The sequence below is a fragment of the Sinorhizobium psoraleae genome, assembly GCF_013283645.1.
Taxonomy (GTDB): Bacteria; Pseudomonadota; Alphaproteobacteria; order Rhizobiales; family Rhizobiaceae; genus Sinorhizobium; species Sinorhizobium psoraleae.
In genome coordinates, this window is sequence record NZ_JABEKV010000001.1 from 1338946 (window position 1) to 1357383 (window position 18438).

Annotated in this window: 16 protein-coding genes and 1 riboswitch; of the genes, 9 read left to right on the forward strand and 7 right to left on the reverse strand. The window is 62.6% G+C overall.

The annotated features are described in order from the left end of the window. Positions 1-753 (forward strand): SDR family NAD(P)-dependent oxidoreductase, encoded by a 753-nt coding sequence (locus ILFOPFJJ_RS06185; RefSeq protein ID WP_173509649.1) that lies wholly within the window; start codon positions 1-3, stop codon positions 751-753. Positions 754-793: 40 nt separating this feature from the next. On the opposite strand, the gene ILFOPFJJ_RS06190 is transcribed toward ILFOPFJJ_RS06185, so the two are convergent. After that, positions 794-1588, reverse strand: a complete 795-nt coding sequence (locus ILFOPFJJ_RS06190) for a DUF1194 domain-containing protein (RefSeq protein WP_173509650.1) — start codon at positions 1586-1588, stop codon at positions 794-796. 372 nt (positions 1589-1960) lie between these two features. Between ILFOPFJJ_RS06190 and ILFOPFJJ_RS06195 the strand changes: the two genes are divergently transcribed. Together ILFOPFJJ_RS06195 and ILFOPFJJ_RS06200 are read left to right on the forward strand one after the other, a co-directional pair. Beyond that, complete coding sequence (locus ILFOPFJJ_RS06195; RefSeq protein WP_173509651.1) at positions 1961-3274, forward strand: glucoamylase family protein; 1314 nt, start codon at positions 1961-1963, stop codon at positions 3272-3274. 16 nt (positions 3275-3290) lie between these two features. Continuing rightward, the gene (locus ILFOPFJJ_RS06200) at positions 3291-4142 is read left to right on the forward strand and encodes an IucA/IucC family C-terminal-domain containing protein (protein ID WP_246299474.1); all 852 of its coding nucleotides are present in this window, start codon (positions 3291-3293) and stop codon (positions 4140-4142) included. 179 nt (positions 4143-4321) lie between these two features. Here ILFOPFJJ_RS06200 and ILFOPFJJ_RS06205 read toward each other — a convergent pair whose 3' ends face one another. From ILFOPFJJ_RS06205 to ILFOPFJJ_RS06215, 3 genes are all read right to left on the reverse strand, one after another. Beyond that, positions 4322-5110, reverse strand: a complete 789-nt coding sequence (locus tag ILFOPFJJ_RS06205; protein ID WP_173509652.1) for a CbtA family protein — start codon at positions 5108-5110, stop codon at positions 4322-4324. A 235-nt stretch (positions 5111-5345) separates the two neighbouring features. Further along, complete coding sequence (locus tag ILFOPFJJ_RS06210) at positions 5346-5522, reverse strand: CbtB domain-containing protein (protein WP_173509653.1); 177 nt, start codon at positions 5520-5522, stop codon at positions 5346-5348. 43 nt (positions 5523-5565) lie between these two features. Beyond that, positions 5566-5868, reverse strand: a riboswitch (cobalamin riboswitch). Between the two features lie 40 nt (positions 5869-5908). Next, entirely contained in the window at positions 5909-6553 is a 645-nt protein-coding gene (locus ILFOPFJJ_RS06215) for a TetR/AcrR family transcriptional regulator (protein WP_173509654.1), read from the reverse strand. A 93-nt stretch (positions 6554-6646) separates the two neighbouring features. Here ILFOPFJJ_RS06215 and ILFOPFJJ_RS06220 point away from each other — a divergent pair, with 93 nt between their 5' ends. Continuing rightward, positions 6647-7126, forward strand: coding sequence for an anthrone oxygenase family protein (locus tag ILFOPFJJ_RS06220; protein ID WP_173509655.1), 480 nt, complete (start codon positions 6647-6649; stop codon positions 7124-7126). Between the two features lie 20 nt (positions 7127-7146). On the opposite strand, the gene ILFOPFJJ_RS06225 is transcribed toward ILFOPFJJ_RS06220, so the two are convergent. Further along, positions 7147-7938, reverse strand: coding sequence for a crotonase/enoyl-CoA hydratase family protein (locus tag ILFOPFJJ_RS06225; protein WP_173509656.1), 792 nt, complete (start codon positions 7936-7938; stop codon positions 7147-7149). A gap of 78 nt (positions 7939-8016) precedes the next feature. Between ILFOPFJJ_RS06225 and ILFOPFJJ_RS06230 the strand changes: the two genes are divergently transcribed. Beyond that, positions 8017-8595 carry a TetR/AcrR family transcriptional regulator gene (locus tag ILFOPFJJ_RS06230; RefSeq protein ID WP_173509657.1) on the forward strand — a complete coding sequence of 193 codons (579 nt, stop codon included), beginning with the start codon at positions 8017-8019 and terminating at the stop codon, positions 8593-8595. 62 nt (positions 8596-8657) lie between these two features. On the opposite strand, the gene ILFOPFJJ_RS06235 is transcribed toward ILFOPFJJ_RS06230, so the two are convergent. After that, positions 8658-9941 carry a cystathionine gamma-synthase family protein gene (locus tag ILFOPFJJ_RS06235; RefSeq protein WP_173509658.1) on the reverse strand — a complete coding sequence of 428 codons (1284 nt, stop codon included), beginning with the start codon at positions 9939-9941 and terminating at the stop codon, positions 8658-8660. Between the two features lie 226 nt (positions 9942-10167). Here ILFOPFJJ_RS06235 and ILFOPFJJ_RS06240 point away from each other — a divergent pair, with 226 nt between their 5' ends. Beyond that, positions 10168-10626 carry an Lrp/AsnC family transcriptional regulator gene (locus ILFOPFJJ_RS06240; RefSeq protein WP_173509659.1) on the forward strand — a complete coding sequence of 153 codons (459 nt, stop codon included), beginning with the start codon at positions 10168-10170 and terminating at the stop codon, positions 10624-10626. A 121-nt stretch (positions 10627-10747) separates the two neighbouring features. Next, positions 10748-12433, forward strand: a complete 1686-nt coding sequence (locus tag ILFOPFJJ_RS06245; protein WP_173509660.1) for an alpha/beta hydrolase — start codon at positions 10748-10750, stop codon at positions 12431-12433. 19 nt (positions 12434-12452) lie between these two features. Here ILFOPFJJ_RS06245 and ILFOPFJJ_RS06250 read toward each other — a convergent pair whose 3' ends face one another. Continuing rightward, positions 12453-13316, reverse strand: a complete 864-nt coding sequence (locus tag ILFOPFJJ_RS06250) for a LysR family transcriptional regulator (RefSeq protein WP_173509661.1) — start codon at positions 13314-13316, stop codon at positions 12453-12455. A gap of 126 nt (positions 13317-13442) precedes the next feature. Between ILFOPFJJ_RS06250 and ILFOPFJJ_RS06255 the strand changes: the two genes are divergently transcribed. After that, on the forward strand, positions 13443-15890 hold the full coding sequence (locus ILFOPFJJ_RS06255; protein ID WP_173509662.1) for a GcvT family protein: 2448 nt from the start codon (positions 13443-13445) through the stop codon (positions 15888-15890). After that, a complete protein-coding gene (locus ILFOPFJJ_RS06260; RefSeq protein ID WP_173509663.1) occupies positions 15887-18334 on the forward strand; it encodes a GcvT family protein in 2448 nt (815 codons plus the stop codon). The genes ILFOPFJJ_RS06255 and ILFOPFJJ_RS06260 overlap by 4 nt, the downstream gene beginning before the upstream one ends. Positions 18335-18438 lie beyond the last annotated feature (104 nt).

Sequence of the window (18438 nt, forward strand, 5' to 3'; positions counted from 1 at the left end):
ATGAAACTAATCGATCAAGTAGCCGTCGTCACCGGCGCCGGCCGGAATATCGGCGAGGCTACGGCGAAGCTTTTGGCAAGGGAAGGCGCGAGCATCGCCGTGACCGATATCGACGCCGAGCGCGCCGGACGTGTCGCGGAGGAGATCCGCGTGGCGGGCGGCACGGCTGAGGTGTTTCTCGCCAACGTTGCCGACGAAGAAGGCGTCATTTCGCTCGTCAGAGGCGTGGCCGACCGCTTCGGCAAGGTGGATATCCTCGTCAACAATGTCGCCATCAGCGACAACAAGCACATTCTAGACGTCACGAAGGAGGAATGGGACCGGGTGATTGCGGTGACGCTGACCGGCACATTTCTGATGAGCAAATATTTCGCCCAGCAGATGGTGGCGCAGGGCCATGGCGGTAACATCGTCAATGTCGGCTCGACCTCGGGCTTCTACGGACGCCCGCGCGCCGTTGCCTACACGGCTGCCAAGGCGGGTGTTACCAATCTTTCGCGCTCGCTGGCGATCCAGCTCGCCAAGCACAAGATCCGGGTCAACTGCGTGGTGCCGAACAAGATCGGCTCGCCGGTCGGCAAGGATACCTTCGATCCGAACCGACCCGTCGTCAACCTGCGAGACCGGCCCGGTGTTCCGGACGATCTCGCCCGCGCCATTCTCTTCCTGGTCTCCGCCGATTCCGACTTCATCGACGGCACGACCCTTTTCGTCGACGGCGGCGTCTCCGCGCTCATGCCTGGCAGCGAATGAAGGAAGGCAGTGATGTCAATTCAGTGACCCGCGACACTGTCTATCGGTCGAGCTCCGGATAGATCCGGTCGAGAAATCCCGGTCGGAGCTTCTCGCCGATCAGGCAATCGGTGCCGGGCGCGGTTGCGGCCAGGTGAAGGGCGGGCGGTGGGGTGAGCCCGCTCACTTCGAGAATCAGCTTCTGGCGGATCGCGATCGCGAAATCCTCCGGTTCATGCACCGGCAGCACGAAAGATCCGGGCCCGCCGATGACGCATTCCGAATAATACTGGTCGAGCGGTCCGGTCGAGACAGACGGGCGGATGAGGATCGCAAGCCCGTTGACGATGATGCCGCGGCCAACCGCCCCATCGCGGGCGGGCGTGACCGGCGGGCCGGTATTGTTCGGGCCGTCACCGGAAATATCGATTACCCGGCGTGCGCCGGAAAAGGCGTTGGAATCGATCAGGCTCGTGCCGAACAGGATGGCATTGGAAATCGACGTGCCGCGGCGCGTGCCGATCGGGCGGGCCTCGACCTTCGCCGCGAAAGCTTCGGCGTCGCCTGCATCGTCGATCACTTGCCAGGTGACCACCGACTGCTCGTTCACAAGTCCCGCCCACTCGAAGTAGCCGATCGCGATACGCCCGAGCAGGCCGCCCTTGACCGCGTTGATGAAGTCCGGATGCCGCAGCGCCTGCAGATAGCCGGACCGCTGCACCCGAGCCTCTTCCATGTCCATCGATCCGGACATGTCGACGGCCAGTACCAGTTCCACATCGACGTCCGCCGGCATGGCGGCCGATTGAATCGGGCTCCCACTGAGGGCCAGGATCAATGCCAACGTGCTCAACATCGCATCAACCTATTGCGTGGTCACTTCGTGGCTGGATGCGGAAAAATGTAAGGTGGTCTGCCCGCACCCTGCACTTCAAAAAAATTGATCACATCAGTGATGCTTGGATTGCATCACGCCAAAATCAAGGCATCTCGGAGAATGTAGCACAGGATTGCGGCTGTGCGACCGTTGCGAACGATCCGCTCTACAATATTCGGTGATCGCCGATGTCTTTACCTGCAGGTCGAAAGCCGAACATCGCCCGATTTTGCCCTTGAACGAGTATTATTCGCGGGTGCATGTACGGGGCTTCAGAGCGTTAGATATCGCTGACGCAGTCGGCGCGAACACGTTGATCTCCGCGAGAAAGCGCGTCAGACGGGACTTGGGATGCTTCAATTCACCTTCGACACGGACAATACGCGGATCGACCGGCTGCAACGCGGTGGCTTTGGTTATTTTCTTCGATATTCCGATGCCGGGACGGGTCTCGTCGCGGACACGTCGCGCGCAGGATCGCCGTCAAGCATCGCCGCGACAGGCTTCGGCCTCGCCTGTTACCCTGTCGCGGTTGAACGCGGCTGGATCGGCCGCGCTGAGGCCGCCCGTCGCGTGCTGACGGTGTTGCGGTTTCTCGCGGGCGGCAGGCAGGCAAGCGACGCACGCGCCACCGGCTATCGCGGCCTCTACTATCATTTCCTGGATATGCGCACCGGCGAGCGCACCTGGAGCAGCGAGCTTTCGACCATCGACAGCGCTCTGTTTTTTGCCGGCATGCTGACGGCAGCCGCCTATTTCTCGGAGCGCAGGCGGGACGAGATGGAGATCCGCAGCCTTTCCGAACGGCTCTTCGAGCGAGCGGACTGGGCATGGGCACTCAATCGCGGCGACACGCTGATGATGGGTTGGCGTCCGCCCGGTCGTTTCCTGCGGCACCGCTGGCGCGGATATAGCGAAGCACTGTTGCTCTACGTGCTGGCGCTCGCCGCACCGCGCCACGCAATTGCGCCCGAAAACTACGACGCTTTCACCGCTGCTCATGAATGGCTACAGATCGAAAGCGGCCGGCATCTTCACGCGGGTGCGCTCTTCATCCACCTCTTTCCCCATGCATGGATCGATTTTCGAGGCCTTCACGATGCCGAGATGCGCAAGACCGCGAGCGATTATTTTGAGAACACCCGTCGGGCGATCGCGTTCCAGCGGGCGCATGCCGAGGAAAACCCCGGCGCCTTCGCCGGCTATTGCCGCGATCTCTGGGGCTTCAGCGCCTGCCACGCGCCGAAGGGCCGGTTGCGGCTTCGTGACGGCCGTTGGCAGCGGATGCTTGGCTACGCGGCGCGCGGCGCACCTTTCGGCGCCGACGACGGGACGCTCGTTCCTTGGGCGCCGCTCGCTTGCCTGCCCTTCGAACCGGAGGCAGGCCTTGGCGGCATCAGCCATCTGCTTTCCCGTTATCCGGCGCTGCTCAGCGAAGACCGCCTTCCCGGCGGCTTCAATCCAAGCCTGCCGGGCGCGGGCGCCGAGGGTTGGGTGGACGACAGGGTCGTGGGACTTGACCAGGGCCTGTCCGTCATGATGATCGAGAACTGGAGAAGCGGATTGCTCTGGGATATCACACGCAGCATCCCGGCCTTCGGCCGCGGACTGCGCCGGGCCGGCTTCGAGGGTGGCTGGCTGTCGGCGGTTTGCCCGCGAATCTGATCGCGACGGAGACGGGATGGAGAATGCGCGGAAGCGGGAGATGGGAGACGCCGCCGGCGAGGGGAAGGCGAGGGCCGCCATCGTCTGGCTCGAGGCCGCGTTTCCCGAGGTTGTCTGCTCGCTCACGCCGGACGAGGACATGCGGCTGCCGTCGGCGTTCTGGGCCGAGGGATCGCCCGATGTGGAGACCTGTCTCGCCTATCAGGAGCGCTTCGCCGCCGGCATGGACAACAAGGTGCGGGCGGCGCATCTCATCGCCTTCTATAGTCATCAAATCAGCCTCGCGGCGGCAGCCATCTATCTCTGCAGCGGTCTCGTTCCGGACGTGAAGCATTTGCGCTTCGAACATTATGCGCGTCCGCTCGAGGCGGGTGCCGTCGAGGCTGGGCGTTTTCGTTTTTGTATGGCACTGAAGGAAGTCGCCGGCTGCGCGCCCGACGATGCCAACGAGCTTTTTCACGATCTCTTTGTCGCTCATCTGAAGCCGATCATCGCACTCTTGAAGCGGCGCTGCGGCCTGTCGGCGCGCGCGCAATGGCGGCTTGCTGCCGACAGCATAGCAGGTGCCTTTCTCGAAGTTGGACGACGGCGTGGAACGGAGGCGGAAGCGATCGCGCAGGCGCCGGCGATCGTCAAGCGCGTCGGTTCCCCGCTCAACTCCGAGGCGCTTTGCTTTGAGAGGATCGAAGTCGCAGCGGCGTGCGGGAACGATCTGTGGCGCACCTACAGGATGCGCGGCGGGTGCTGCCTTTACTACCGCACCGACGGCGGCAGCTATTGCGACAGTTGCGTGTTGCTCGAGCCCGAGGCCCGACGCGAGCGACTGCGGGCGCATTTGCTGGAGACTGCTCGCGGTGAAATAGGGTGAGTTTCTAAGCCCCTCATCCGCCTGCCGGCACCTTCTCCCCGCGGGCGGGGAGAAGGGATTCGCGGCCGCGTCTTTCTGACTCACGACGTTGCTGCAATGGAGACTGACATATGGTCGTCCCCTCTCCCCGCGAGCGGGGAGAGGGCCAGGGTGAGGGGCAGCAAAGATCAGAACGTGACCTAACGCGCGTTGACGAACCGGTCGTTGATGAAGCCGGAAACCACCCCGAGCACGAGCCAGAAGGCAAGCGTGGTCGCGAGCGCGGCGACCGCGAACTCCGCGCCGAGGACGGCAGGCACGTTGCTGGAGATGTCGAGCGGCTGCGGCGCGCCGTAGAACTGGGGTGCCGCGATGAGCGCGAGACCGGCGATCTTGGCGACCAGTTCGCGGCGCAGCGCCAGCAGATAGAGGCCGACGGCCGAAAGCAGCACGGTTGCGGCCCACCAGACCTGCCGGTCGCCGAGGTCGGCTGCCGGGAAGCCCGGCAGTTCCGGCGGCAGGCCGATCGCGGGCAGCAAGTGGATGGCCAGCCAGCCGAAAGCGCCCCAGAGGGCGCCGTTCGCGAGTGTGATCGGATAGCCGATCACGAGGCTGACGCCGGCAAGCAGCAGCGAAAAACCGGCGCCGGTCACGAGATTGGCGAGAAGCGTGCCGGAGAAGCGGCTCATGCCGAACATGATGCCGCCTTCCTCATGCTCGCCCGCATGCTCATGCGCATAGGCCGGTGTGACTGGCGAGAACGTGGAAAGCAGCGCACCGACTGCCGAAGTGTCGCTCAGCGACGAATGCTGGTCGTGGTCAACGGCTGCCGGCTCCTGCGTTGCCGGATGATCCGCCGACGGCGCTTCGCCCTCGTATTTCTCGGCGTGCAGGATCAGCGGCACGACGCGCATCTCCTGCGCGGCGGTCATGAAGACGCCGGCGATCAGCCCGGCCACGATCGCGGCCAGAAGTGTCTTGACGATCATTGTCGATATTCCTCAATCGGGCGCGCGGCCGCTCCGAAGCGCAGCGCGTCATTCAGGATGCGCGAACGCCGTGCAGACGCCACAGCCGGCACCATTTCCGGTTTCCGTGGATGCAAAACGCCGGCGGAGCACGCCGGAGCGCATGCCCAATGGCAAATACGCCCGCGTGCTATACGCCGGAGAGGCGATCCGCTCTTGTTCGAGATGGAACGCCAGGCGCGTTCCATGGCATCGATCAGTGGCAGGGGAAGCCGTAGGAATGGCGGGTGTCGTGCGCCGTATCGTGCAGAACGGCCGAATTCGCGAGGCCCGCACCGAATACGAGGAAGGCGCCGATCAACAGGGCAGAGATGCCCGCGACCAGACGATCGTTAAGGGAAAGCGGAATGCTCGAAACTGTAGACGTAGCCATGACAACCTCCGTGATGGCGTTGGGACGTTTCCCGGGTTGGGCACAATGCCCGCATCAACTGGCAGGTTTCCTGGCTCACGGCGTCAGGTGCCAAGATCGTTGCGCGTCCATCTGAACACGCGTGTTCTGGTCACCAGGGATTTGCCTCGCCTTCCCAGGATCGAACCGCCCTCTCGCGGTCTTTCCCAGTGGCTTCTTCCGGATCGCTCCGGAATGACAAATTCACGCCGCTCTACAGTCGCGGGGTCGGCCGTGATTGGGATGCCCAGTTTGGGTCCATCCGTCACGTTCCCGTTTACTCCCGAAAGGCGTTCGCTTTCCGGGAACCAATCGATCCCCGATGATTAGGATCGGTCGGGGGCGATGTCAATTGAACTTGCGGCTTCTCAAGTTGCATCTGCGACAAATTCCTGAAGGATCATCTGCTCGTAGGCCTTTACGATGCGATCGCCTTCGGGCCTGTCGACCGAGACCGCGAGCCTCATCGTGCATTCCCCGAGATGCATGATGAGAAAGGCGGCGTTCTCGATTTTTTCGCGCGGCGTTTCCGGAGCGACCCTCGCCCAGGTGTCGGCGAGCAGTTGTCCGCTCGCCCGGCTTTCCACGAGTTCGATTTCGCGCAGGGTCTTGTCCGCCTGCATCGCGGACCAGATGTCGCGCATCACCGGCTCGGCGAGAAACATGTCGTAATACGTGTCGAAGAGCGCCGAAAAGGCGCTGCGCAACTCGGCGAGCGTGGTGACTTTGGCGAACTCGCTCGCAATACAGTCCCGGCTGGCGGCATTGTAGCGTTCGGCAAGGGTGCGCACGATCGCCGCTTTGTCGGGAAAATACTGGTAGAGCGAGCCTATGGAGATGCCAGCCATCTCCGCGACTTCGCTCATGCGCATGGCGTCGCTTCCCTTTTTCTCGATCAACCTGGTGGCGCAGGAGAGAATGTGCTCGACGCGCTCGCGGCTGCGCTTCTGGCTCGGCGTGCGGCGAAGGGTTGGTTCCTCTTCGATCGGTCTGGTCGCCGGATTTGATTTCATGAGTAGTCCTCACATTTGCTTGACACTCAAAATACGAGGGTTTATCACATTTGCAAATATGAGAACTGCTCATATTTTTAAAAGGATGATGTGATGGCTGCTTTAATTCCCGCACTGGCTTTTGCCGCCGTCGTCGGTTCCGGCCTCATGGCCGGCCTGTTCTTCATCTTCTCCGTCTGCATCATGCGGGCCTTGTCGCGGTTGCCGCCCGAACAAGGGATCGCCGCAATGAATGCCATCAACGTGGTGATCCAGAACCCGCTGTTTCTCACCGCCTTCATGGGAACGGCGCTCCTCGGGCTGATCCTCATTGCCGCGGCCTTCTTTTCGGGAGGGCAGGGCAATTGGCTGCTTGCGGCCGGCGGGCTTGCCTATTTCGTCGGCACGCTGCTGGTGACGATCGTCTTCAATGTGCCGTTGAATGATGCGCTTGCGGCCGCGGCCCCTGGAGAGACAGCCAACGAGCTCTGGCAGAAACGATACCTGACCGATTGGGTCTGGTGGAACCATGTGCGGACATTCGCGTCGATCGGAGCGCTGGCCCTCTTCGCACTTGGCTTCGCCCGCAGCTAGACGCGATTTAAGCGTCTGGTTCAGCATCCGATGTAGTGTGGCTCGCGCCGTTCCTTCCAAGCCGCGAGTCCCTCGGCGAGATCATGGCTCGGCACCATGCGCGCGAACTGTTCGCTCTCGTTCAGCAGGCCTTCTCCGATCGTCATGTTGAGACCTCGGGTGACAGCAGTAATGATCGCGGCGGTGGCGAGGGGCGAGTGGCGCATGATGCGGGCAGCCAGCTCGCGGGCGGCCGTGATGAGATCGCCATGCGGCACGATCTTGTTGACGAGCCCCATCTCGAGCGCCTGGCTCGCGGGAAATTCGTCTCCGGTCAGAAGCAGTTCGAGTGCGCGCTTGCGACCGGCGAGGCGCGGCAGGCGCTGAGTGCCGCCGAAGGTCGGCGGCATCGCCAGCCTGATCTCGGGCTTGGCAAAGCGTGCTCGCTCGCTGGCGATGGCGAGATGCACGGCTTCGGTGATCTCGCAGCCGCCGCCATAGGCAAGGCCGTTGACGGCGGCAATGATCGGTTTCGGAAAGGCTTCGAGCCGGGCGGTAAGCCTTTGTCCCCGCCGCACGAAATCGCGGATGGCAGCATTTACGCCTTCGGCTACGCTTCTGGAAAACTCATGAATGTCGCCGCCGGCTGAAAAGGCCCGCTCGCCGGCGCCGGTGAGGATGACCGTCTGGACCGTGTCGTCCACTTCGATCAGGTCGAGCAGGAAAAGCAGCCGGTCTATCAGTTCATAGTTCAACGCGTTCAGCTTTTCCGGCCGGTTGAAGGTGAGCAGCGCGACGCCTTCGGAGACGTCGAAAAGCACTGTGTCGGACATGGCGATCTCCCGTGGTGTTGACGGGAGCAGGCTAGGGGAGCGATAAGCGATTGTATATTCACTAGTCGGTATACACACATGACCGGTACCTCCTCCACTCGCGACCGCATCGTCTCCGCGGCAGCCAAGCTCTTCTATGCGGAAGGCATCCGCGCCGTCAGCGTCGATGCCGTGGCGGCCGCAGCCGGCGTCACGAAGCGCACGCTCTACTACCATTTCGACAGCAAGGACGATCTGATCGCCGCCTATCTGGATGGCCGCGACCAGCCGAACCTCAAGCTCTTCCAGAAATGGTTTGCCGAGACCGAAGGCGAGGTGGCAGCCAAGGTCGAAGGTATCTTCCGCAATCTGGCGCGTGCCGCCCGGCACCCGAAATGGAAGGGCTGCGGCTTTTTGCGCACGTCGGCCGAGCTCGCCAGCATGCCCGGCCATCCGGCAATCCGCGTCGGTGCCGCTCACAAGAAGAGGTTCGAGGCCTGGCTGCAGCAGGTGTTTGAAGCGGAAAGGGTCGAACAGCCACTGATGCTGGCGCGGCAGGTGCTGCTGCTCCTCGACGGCAGTTTTGCCGTGGTGCTGCTTCACCGCGACCCGACCTATATGGAAACGGCGGGCGCGGCGGCGGCGTTGCTGGTGAAGAGCGCGCTAGCGGGGCGGTGATCGCGTGCCGTGTTTTGTTGAGGGGCGCGGGAGCATGATGGCCACGGCCCCCCGGTAATGTGTCAGGCAACCGTGAGCGCGTTTGCGAGATCGGCCACGAGATCGTCCGGATGCTCGATGCCGATCGACAGGCGGATCGTCGATTCAAGCACGCCGATCCGGTGGCGCACTTCGATCGGCACGCCCGAATGGGTCATCGCGGCCGGATGACTCGCAAGCGATTCCGTGCCGCCGAGGCTGACGGCGAGCTTGAAGATCTGCAGCGCGTTGAGGAAGCGGAAAGCGGCATCCTGACCGCCGGCGATGTCGAAGGAGAAGGTCGAACCGGCGCCGGTCGACTGGGCGGCAAAGGTGCGCCCGACCGGCGAGACCTCGTCGTGGAAGGGCAGATAATGGATCCGCTCGACCTTCGGATGGTCACGCAGGAACTCGGCGACGATGCGGGCATTGTCGTTCGCCTTGTGCATACGGACCGATAGTGTTTCCAGCGAGCGGCCGAGCATCCAGCAGGAGTGCGGATCGAGCTGCGTGCCGATCGCGCCGCGCAGCGCCTTGATCTGCTTTATGATTGCCTTGGAGCCAAGCACTGCGCCTGCGATGAGATCCGAGTGGCCGCCGACATATTTGGTCAGCGAATAAAGAGAAATGTCGGCGCCATGGTCGATCGGGTGCTGGAAGACCGGACCAAGCAGCGTGTTGTCGCAGACAAGGATGGGCCGGTGCCCCTGTCTTTCGCCGATCGTGTCGGCAACGCGGCGGATCATTGCGATATCGACGAGGCTGTTGGTCGGGTTGGCGGGTGTCTCGATGAGAATGACGGCGACGCGCCCGTTTTTCATCGCCTCCTCGGCTGCGAGATTGACGGCCGCCTCGTCGACGCCATCGGCGAAACCGACTGCCGAGACGTTGAGATTGAGGAAGGTCTTGGCGAGCAGCGTTTCGGTGCCGCCGTAAAGCGGCTGCGAGTGCAGGATGGCGTCACCCGGGCGCACGAAGGCGAGCAGGGTCGTTGCGATTGCCGCCATGCCGGAGGAAAAGACGGCGCCGCTTTCCGCGCGCTCGAAAACGGCCAGCCGGTCCTCGACGATTTCGCTATTCGGATGGTTGAAGCGGGAATAGACGAGCCCCGCGCCGACGCCCGCCGGCGGCTCGCGCCGGCCCGAAACGAAATCGAAGAAATCGCGGCCTTCCTCGGCGGAGCGGAAAACGAAAGTGGACGTCAGAAAGACTGGCGGCTTGACCGCGCCCTCCGAGAGTTCCGGATCGTAACCATAGTTCAGCATGAGGGTTTCAGGATGCAGCTTGTGGTTGCCGATGTGGGTCTTGGAAGGATGCGGCGCGGTCATGGCTTTTCTCCTCGAACGAAACGGACTCGACTACAGCGCCGCGCGTCTGTCAGACGCGCAAAGGACGCTGTAGCACTTTGAACTGCTGCATGTTTTTGTCCTATATCGACTACGAGTTAGGAAACATGCAGTAACCGCCAAATTATATCAGACGCTTGGACGGGTCCTTGCTATTTGCGATCACTTCGCTTTGATAAACGCAAATAATTGCCGGAAACGAAGAGATATGGCGCAGAAAATTGCCGATGAAATGGATCGCCGGATTTTGAAGGAATTGCTGGCCGACGCCAGGATCACCAACAACGAGCTCGCCGATCGGGTGGGGCTCTCGGCCTCGCCCTGCCTCAGGCGTCTGCGGCGACTGGAGGAAAGCGGTGTCATCCGCGGCTATACCGCGCTCGTCGATCCGGCGATCGAAGGCTGGACGATGACGGCGATTGCGACCGTCCGGCTCAGCCGGCAGCACGAAGACGAGATCGTGATGTTCGAAGACGCGATCCGCGGCTGGGACGAAGTGCTCGAATGCCACCTCGTCACCGGCTCGCGCGACTACGTCCTGAAAGTGATGAGCGCCGGGCTCGAACAGTACGAGCGCTTCATCAAGGAAAAGATCGCCCGCCTCAAATGCGTGGCTTCGATCGAGACGAGTTTCGTGATGAACACGATCAAGGAACGACGGATCTAGGCTGCCTCCGCCCTCGTGCCGCGACAATTGACTGCGGGAGGGCGCAAGGCGACATTGCTGAATGCGCGTGTCGCTCGCGCCGGACATCCCGTTGACAATGCCTGTGCAATGGAGGGCCGCCATGGAACACCTTCAACAGACGCACATGTCGAGGCCGCGGCCCTCAAGCCAGCCTGCAAGGCTCTGGGGCGCGCTTTCCACGACCGGGCTGCTTGTCGGCGTGCTGTTCTTCGCGGTTTCGCTGACGCCGAGTCTCATTCCACGGCCCTACCTGGTCCAGGGAGCGATATCCGGTCTTTCGCTAGCGGCGGGTTACGCGATTGGCGTGTTCCTGCGCTGGCTCTGGTCGTTTTTCGAACTTCCCGATGCATCCCCACGGCGCGCGCGCACTTTGAAGATCGTGGCGGGGCTCGTCTGTGGCGCGGCAGTCGCGGTGTTCCTATGGCAGACGGCAGGATGGCAGAACACTGTTCGAAACATCATGGGCCTTGAACCGATCGAAACGGTGGCCCCCCTGAAGCTCGGTCTCCTCGCCGCCTTGGTCTTCTTCGTGCTCGTCTTTCTGGCGCGGCTGTTCCTGCTGACATTTCATTTTCTGTCGCGCATGCTGGAACGCCTCGTGACGCGCCCCATCGCGAGGGCTATCGGCGGGCTCGCAGCCATTGCACTTTTCTGGTCGGTTGCCGACGGCTTGATCTTCAAGCTCGCATTGCGCGCCGCCGACAGCTCGTTCCAGCAGCTCGACGCGCTTATCGACGCGGATGTCGCACCACCGTCGGATCCGGCCAAGACGGGCAGCGCCGCATCGCTCGTCAATTGGGACGAACTGGGACGGCAGGGCCGCCAGTTCATCGCCTCCGGCCCGACGGGTGCCGAGATCGGCGCCTTCTTCGGCGGTGGGGCGCGAGACCCCATACGGGTCTATGTCGGGCTAAATTCTGCCGAGACCGCCCGGGAGCGGGCAAAACTGGCTCTGGAAGAACTGAAACGAGCCGGCGGTTTCGAGCGCAAGTCGCTGCTCGTCGTCGTTCCGACCGGCACCGGCTGGATCGATCCGGCAGCCCTCGATCCGGTCGAATATCTCCTGCACGGCGACGTCGCGAGCGTCGCGGTGCAATATTCCTATCTCACGAGCTGGTTGTCGTTGCTGGTCGAGCCGGGCTACGGGGCCGACGCCGCCAATGCGCTCTTCGATGAAGTCTACAGCTACTGGACGACGCTGCCGAAGGATCGGCGCCCGAAGCTCTATCTCCACGGCTTGAGTCTTGGCGCGATGAACTCGCAAGGTTCGGTCGATCTCTTCGATGTCATAAGCGATCCTTTTCAGGGCGCGTTATGGAGCGGGCCGCCTTTTCCGAGCGGGATGTGGCAATCGGTAACCGCGGACCGCGATCCTTCCTCGCCGGCATGGCTGCCGCGCTACCGCGACAGTTCGGTCATCCGCTTCACGAGCCAGGAGAATGTGCTCGACATGGAAGGCGCGCGCTGGGGTGCGATGAGGATCGTCTATCTGCAATATGCGAGCGATCCGGTGACCTTCTTCGATCCCCATGCCTTCTATCGCGAGCCGCAATGGATGAAGGCCCCGCGGGGTCCCGATGTCTCGCCGGCGCTGCGTTGGTTCCCGGTCGTGACCGGGCTGCAGCTTCTGGCCGACATGGCTTTGGCGACGACATCGCCGATCGGCTACGGCCATGTCTATGCGCCGGAGCATTATATCGATGCCTGGATGGCGGTAACCGATCCGCCGACGGTCACGCCCGAAGACGTGACGCGGTTGAAAACGCATTTCAAGGGCAAGTTCTGACGATATGCCTTAGTATTGCCTATACCTGCGCCGGCATTGACGAGAGTAGCAGCTCCATCGCCCCGATGATCTTGCGGTGCTGGTGCGCGTGGCGCGTGCGGAGGCTCGTCGCGGCATAGACGGCCTGTGGGATGACCGGCGCATCGGCGACCGCGGTCGCAATGCCGCTGTCGGAGAGTCGCTCGGCGGTGGCACTCGTCACGTAAGCCGCTCCGCCGAGCGAACGCAGGAGGCCGGCGATCGCCATGTTCTGCCCCGCGGAGAGCGAAGCGGCCGAGAGATGCGGCAGAGCCAGCCTATGGGCGCGGTCGAAGGCCGGCGAATAGCTCGAGCGGATATAACTCTCGGGCTTGACGGCGGCCATGTCACGGGCCTCAGTGCTGACCAGTATGTAATGCAGTTCGCCGATCCGTTCATAGTGGAGATCGGGCAGGTAGTGGGGTGTATAGAGAACCGCCAGGTCAAGCTCCCCGGCCGCGAGATCGCGGTTCATCTGGTTGGAATAATCCGCCTCCATGTAGATCTCGGTCTGCGGCAACTCGCGGCGGACGGCTGCGAGCCAGTCACCGGCAAAGGTCTCGGCCAGATCGTGCTGGATACCCAGCCGCATCGAACGCTCGAAAGCGCCGGCGCTGGCGACCGCTCTCGTCGCTTCATGCCATTGATTTTGAAGCGCTTTCGCGTAATCCAGAAAGCGCAGGCCGGAAGCGGTCGGAACCGTGCCGCCCTTGCTGCGGGTGAAGAGCTTGCGGTTGAACTGCGCCTCCAGCGCCTTCACGCGATGAGAAACGGTCGACTGGGTGATGTTCAACCGCTCGGCCGTGCGGTTGAAGCTTCGCGTTTCCATGAGGTCCAGAAACGTCTCGATCAGTTCAACTTGCATCTTTGCGACACGCCGCCTCCAAAACGCGGGAAGCCTAATCGAATTCTTCGATCAATAAAACCTCATTTCGCTGCTTGATGGTCTTTCGCTCGTCGTCAAATATCCCCTCAAAAGAGGGAAATACGCATGTCGAATTTGCCGTCTCACGCACGCGTCGTAATCATCGGCGGGGGAGCTGTTGGCGCCTCCTCGCTCTATCATCTTGCCAAGGCCGGCTGGACCGATTGCGTGCTTCTGGAAAAGAACGAGCTGACCGCGGGTTCGACCTGGCACGCGGCCGGCAACGTGCCGACCTTCTCCTCTTCCTGGTCGATCATGAACATGCAGCGCTATTCGGCCTCGCTCTATCGCGAGCTGGGAATGCTGGTCGACTACCCGATGAACTATCACGTCACCGGATCGATCCGCCTCGGGCATTCGAAGGAGCGGCTGCAGGAGTTCAAGCGCGTCGTCGGCATGGGGCGCTACCAGGGCATGGACCTCGACATCCTGACGCCGGACGAGATGCGCAGCCGCTATCCCTTCTTGGAAACCCACGAGCTGACGGGCGCGCTCTACGACCCCTATGACGGTGATATCGACCCGGCACAGCTCACCCAGGCGCTCGCCAAGGGCGCGCGCGACTTGGGCGCGAAGATCATCCGCTTCTGTCCCGTCACGGGAGCACGCCGCGAAAACGATGAATGGGTGATCTCGACGCCGCAGGGCGAAATCCGCTGCGAATATGTCGTCAACGCCGCCGGCTACTACGCACGCGAAGTGGGCAAGATGTTCGGCCGCGACGTGCCGATGATGGTGATGAGCCACCAATATATTCTCTTCGACGAAATCCCGGAGCTTGCCGCCTGGTCGAAAGAAGCAGGGCACAAGCTGCCGCTGCTGCGCGACGTCGACTCCTCCTATTATCTCCGGCAGGAGAAATACGGCATGAACCTCGGGCCCTACGAGCGGAACTGCCGCGCTCATTGGGTAACGCCTGATGATCCGATGCCCGAGGACTTCTCCTTCCAGCTCTTCCCCGACGATCTGGAAAGATTGGAATGGTATCTGAACGACGCGGTCGAGCGCGTACCGATCCTCGGCACCGCCGGTCTTTCGCGCGTGATCAACGGACCGATTCCTTACGCGCCCGACGGCAATCCGCTGATCGGGCCGATGCCCGGCGTGCCGAATGCCTTCGAAGCCTGTGTCTTCACCTTTGGCATCTGCCAGGCTGGCGGGGCCGGCAAGGTGCTCGCCGAGTGGGTAACCGAGGGCCAGACGGAATGGGACATGTGGTCCTGCGATCCGCGCCGCTACACCGACTATACCGATCAGGACTATTGCATCGCCAAGGGCATGGAAATCTACGGCCACGAATATGCGATGCATTTTCCGAAACATTACTGGCCCGCAGGCCGCGGCAAGAAGCTCTCGCCGATCCACGACCGGATCGCTGCGCTCGGCGCCCAGTTCAAGCCCTATAACGGCTGGGAGCGTGCCATGTGGTATGCGAAACCCGGCGACGACACGTCCGAGCAAGCGACGCAGACCTGGCGTCGAGAAGGGCCGTGGGCAAGACGCATCGAGGAGGAATGCCTGGCGGTCCGCGATGCCGCCGGCATTCTCGACCTGCCGGGCTTCTCGCGCTTTCGCATAAAGGGCGAGGGGGCGCGGGAGTGGCTGACAGGGCTCATCATCGGTCGTGTGCCGAAGCCCGGACGTATCGGCCTTGCCTATTTCGCCGACGACAAGGGGCGCATCGTTACCGAAATGTCGGTGATGGCGATCGAGGAGGATTTCTTTTTCCTGATTACCGCGGCGACGGCGCAATGGCATGATTTCGAATGGCTGCAGAAGCACCGCCCGGTCGACGCGGCTTTCACGTTTGACGACGTGACTGCGAATTTCTCCTGCCAGATCCTCACCGGGCCGAAATCGCGCGACATCCTGGCGGAGGTTTCGGACGCCGACCTCACGAAAGGCTGGCTCACGCATCAGACTGCACAGATCGCCGGGCGTTACTGCCAGCTCGTTCGCGTCTCCTTCGCCGGCGAACTCGGATGGGAAATTCACACGAAGGTGGACGACACGGTGGCGATCTTCGACACGGTCTGGGCGGCGGGCCAGAAACACGGCCTCAAACCGTTCGGCATGGAGGCGCTCGACAGCCTGCGCATCGAAAAAGGTTACCGCGCCTGGAAGGGTGATTTGTCAACCGACTACACGGTCCTGCAGGGCGGGCTCGAGCGCTTCGTCGATTGGTCGAAGCCGGCCTTCAAGGGCAAGGCCGCGCTGGAGCGCGAGAAGCAACAGGGCGTCACCAAGCGCTTCGTCACCCTGACGGTCGAGGCTGGCGAATGCGATGCGCCCTATATGTCGACGCTGTGGTCGGGCGGCGAGGTCGTCGGCGAGACGACCTCCGGAAACTGGGGCTATCGTGTCGGCAAGTCGATCGCGCTTGGCATGCTGCGCGCGGATCTCGCCATACCGGGTCAGGAGATCGAGGTCGAGATTTTCGGTGAACGCTTCAAGGCGATCGTTCAGCTGGACCAGCCGCTCTGGGATCCCTCGAATGAAAGACTGAGAGCATGACGAAGCCCATTCCTGCAAAAGCCCGTGCCGTCATCATCGGCGGCGGCGTTTCCGGTTGCTCGGTCGCCTATCACCTGTCGAAGCTTGGCTGGAAGGACGTGGTGCTGCTCGAGCGCAAGCAGCTGACGTCCGGTACGACCTGGCATGCGGCCGGGCTGATCGGCCAGCTTCGTGCTTCGCAGAACATGACGCGGCTCGCGAAATATTCGGCCGACCTCTACGTCAAGCTCGAAGCTGAAACCGGCATCGCCACCGGCATGCGCCAGAACGGGTCGATCACCGTTGCGCTGACGGAAGAGCGCAAGGAAGAAATCTACCGCCAGGCCTCGCTCGCCCGCGCCTTCGACGTCGATGTCCGCGAGATCACGCCGGATGAGGTGAAGGCGATGTATCCGCATCTCAACACCTCCGACGTCAAGGCGGCGGTGCATCTGCCGCTCGATGGTCAGTGCGACCCCGCCAACATCGCGATGGCGCTTGCCAAAGGCGCGCGCCAGAATGGCGCGACCATTATCGAGGGCGTGAAAGTCACTTCCGTTCTCAATAAAGACGGCCGCGTGACCGGCGTCACTTGCGAGCAGAACGGCGAGAGCTTCACGATCGAGACGGAAAATGTCGTCAATTGCGCCGGCATGTGGGGCAGGGAGTTCGCGCGCCAGTCGGGCGTCACCGTGCCGCTGCACGCCTGCGAGCATTTCTACATCGTCACCGAGGCAATCCCGGGCCTCACCCGTCTGCCGGTGCTGCGCGTGCCGGACGAGTGCACCTATTACAAGGAAGATGCCGGCAAGATGCTGGTCGGCGCCTTCGAGCTTAAGGCCAAGCCCTGGGGCATGGACGGCATCCGCGAGGACTTCTGCTTCGACCAGCTGCCGGAGGACTTCGACCACTTCGCGCCGATCCTCGAAATGGCGGTCAACCGCATGCCGATGCTGGAAACGGCGGGCATCCACACTTTCTTCAACGGACCGGAAAGCTTTACGCCCGACGACCGCTATTATCTCGGCGAGGCGCCGGAGGTGAAAGGTTATTGGGTTGCCGCCGGCTACAATTCGATCGGCATCGTTTCCTCCGGCGGCGCCGGGATGGCGCTGGCGCAATGGATGAACGACGGCGAGCCGCCCTTCGATCTTTGGGAGGTCGATATCCGCCGGGCGCAGCCGTTCCAGAAGAACCGCAGCTATCTCAAGGAGCGCGTGTCGGAGACGCTCGGCCTGCTCTATGCCGATCACTTCCCCTATCGCCAGATGGCGACCGCGCGCGGCGTCCGCCGCTCGCCGCTGCATGAGCATCTGAAGGCCCGCGGCGCCGTCTTCGGAGAAGTGGCAGGCTGGGAGCGTGCCAACTGGTTCGCCAACGAGGGACAGGAACGCGAATACCGCTACTCGTGGAAGCGTCAGAACTGGTTCGAGAACCAGAGGGCGGAGCATCTCTCTGTTCGCAATGGCGTCGGTCTCTTCGACATGACGTCCTTCGGCAAGATCCGCGTCGAGGGCCGCGATGCGCTTTTGTTCCTGCAGCGGCTCTGCGCCAATGAGATGAACGTGGAGCCGGGCCGCATCGTCTACACCCAGATGTTGAACGCGCGCGGCGGCATCGAGAGCGACCTGACCGTGACGCGACTTTCGGAAACCGCCTTTTTCGTCGTCGTGCCCGGCGCGACGCTGCAGCGCGATCTCGCGTGGCTGCGCAAGCATGTTCGCGACGAGTTCGTCGTCATCACCGACGTGACAGCCGCCGAAAGCGTACTTTGCGTGATGGGACCGAAGGCGCGCGAGCTGATGCAGAAGGTCAGCCCCAACGACTTCTCCAATCAGGCGCATCCTTTCGCTACGGCGCGCGAAATCGAAATCGGCATGGGGCTCGCCCGCGCCCACCGCGTCACCTATGTCGGCGAGCTCGGCTGGGAACTCTACGTCTCTACCGACCAGGCGGCGCATGTGTTCGAAACGCTGGAAGCGGCAGGTGGCGACATGGGGCTCAAGCTCTGCGGTCTTCACACGCTCGACAGCTGCCGGATCGAGAAGGCGTTCCGCCATTTCGGCCACGACATCACCGACGAGGATCATGTGCTCGAAGCCGGCCTTGGCTTTGCGGTGAAGCAGGACAAGGGCGATTTCATGGGCCGGGAAGCAGTGCTCGCCAAGGCGAACAAGGGGCTGTCACGCCGGCTGGTGCAGTTCCGGCTTGCCGACCCGGAGCCGCTGCTCTTCCACAACGAAGCGATTGTCCGCGATGGCGAGATCGTCGGCACGATCACGTCTGGCAATTACGGCCACTATCTCGGTGGCGCGGTCGGTCTTGGTTACGTGTCCTGCGAGGGAGAGAGCGAGGCGGATGTGCTCAGGTCGAGTTACGAGATCGAAATCGCCGGAACGCGCGTCAAGGCCGAGGCTTCGCTGAAGGCCATGTATGATCCGAAGGCGGAGCGGGTCCGGGCCTGAAAATGGACCGCCCATCATCCGCCTGCCGGCACCTTCTCCCCGTTTTGACGGGGAGAAGGGAGATGCCGCGCCGTCCAGCCCCTTCTCCCTCGCGTGCGGGGAGA